The 1779-nt window shown below is 46.4% G+C and carries 2 protein-coding genes; both read left to right on the top strand.

Features of this window, described 5'->3' with window-relative positions:
* Window positions 1-717 (top strand): 1-(5-phosphoribosyl)-5-[(5-phosphoribosylamino)methylideneamino]imidazole-4-carboxamide isomerase (gene hisA, locus KGY70_04025; GenBank protein ID MBS3774329.1); only part of this gene is annotated, 717 nt, incomplete at its 5' end.
* Between the two features lie 36 nt (window positions 718-753).
* Window positions 754-1509, top strand: a complete 756-nt coding sequence (gene hisF / locus KGY70_04030; GenBank protein ID MBS3774330.1) for an imidazole glycerol phosphate synthase subunit HisF — start codon at window positions 754-756, stop codon at window positions 1507-1509.
* The last annotated feature ends 270 nt before the right edge of the window (window positions 1510-1779 follow it).

The raw sequence follows: 1779 nt of genomic DNA on the forward strand, positions 1-1779 counted from the left end.
ATCCCATCCATCGATCTGATGCAGGGGAAATGCGTGAGGCTTAAGCAGGGTCAGTTCGATCAGCAGACAGAATATCCCCACGATCCGGTTGAACTGGCCAGGCTCTATATGGATAAAGGTTTCAGGCGGCTCCATATTGTCGATCTGGAAGGCGCAAAGAAGAAAAAACTGATGCATCTGGAGACCCTGGGTAAGCTGCGGAAGGAAACAAATCTGGTCATTGATTATGGGGGAGGGATCCGTACCAGGCATGATGTTGAAGAAGTGCTGAAGGCTGGTGCTGATTATGCTACCATAGGATCACTGGCCGTGCGCGAACCCTCCAAGGTCAAAAGCTGGATGGCTGAAACCGGAGCTGAAAAATTCATTATTGCTGCAGACCTCAGGGAAGATAAAGTGGCTGTGGATGCCTGGACAAGCGGTTCCAATCTGAAGGTAGATGAATTGATAGGCTGGTACCTGCCGGTTGGGCTTAAGGAAATCCTCTGTACGGATATAAACAGGGATGGAATGCTGGAAGGAGTGAATGCGGAGCTTTATAAAAGACTGAAAGAGGCTTTTCCCGGGATTGGAATCATTGCCAGTGGCGGTGTTGCTTCTTTGGAGGATCTCCGGCTGCTGGATCAGTATAAAGTAGATGCTGCAGTAATAGGCAAGGCCCTTTATGAAGGTTGGCTTGATCTTGACGAATTAAGTGAGTTTGGCCTTCAGGATTAGTTTTGTAAACGGATAGTAATTTGAAAAAAAGAAATTATGCTGGCTAAACGAATCATTCCCTGTTTGGATGTTAAAGAGGGCAAAACCGTCAAAGGTATCCGGTTTAAAGAGATAAAAGATGTGGGCGATCCTGTTGAGCTGGGAGAATTGTATTCCAGGGAAGGAGCCGACGAATTGGTGTATCTGGATATTACGGCTTCACATGAAAAAAGAAAAACGCTGCCTCAATTGGTGCGTCGGATCGCTGAGAACCTTAACATTCCCTTCACTGTGGGAGGAGGCATCAATGAACTCAGAGATGCCGAAATTCTCCTGGAATCAGGAGCGGATAAAATATCGGTTAATTCGGCAGCGGTCAATGCTCCTGAGCTGATTGACATGATGGCTGAAAATTTTGGCAGTCAGTTTGTCACCCTGGCCATTGATGCCAAGCATATTGAGGGATCGTGGAAAGTATTTATCAACGGGGGAAGGATCAACACGGATAAAGACCTCTTTCAATGGGCCAAAGAAGGAGAAGAAAGAGGGTGCGGAGAGATTTTGTTCACCTCCATGGATCACGATGGGTCCAAAGAAGGCTATGCTCTGGAGCCTTTAAATGTGCTGAGTAAGATTCTGTCCATTCCTGTTATTGCCTCCGGAGGTGCCGGCAAAATGGAGCATTTTTCCGAAGTGTTTACCGGGACCCATGTAGACGCAGCACTGGCTGCAAGTATTTTCCACTACAAAGAGATAGGTCTGGTAGAGCTGAAAAACTATCTGAAGCAGCAGGGAGTTGAGGTGAGAATTTGAGAAGAAGGGAAATGTAGTTATGAGTTGTGAGTAAAGAAGTAGGCAGTAAGCAGAAAGCAGTAAACAGCGAAGAGTCTAAAGGCAGGCAGTAGAGACGCAAGGCTTGCGTCTCGGAGATTATAGGCAAGAAAAAGGGAATACGGGAAGAGGAGAATACGAGAAAAGTAGTGAGTTTTGAGTAGGGAGGGTAATGAGCTTGTGAGTTAACAGTTTCGGGTACCGGCTTGGAGTTAGCTACAGAAGATAGTGGGAAAAGTATGAAGATGAGAA

The organism is Bacteroidales bacterium, assembly GCA_018334875.1.
Classification (GTDB): Bacteria; Bacteroidota; Bacteroidia; order Bacteroidales; family UBA12077; genus JAGXLC01.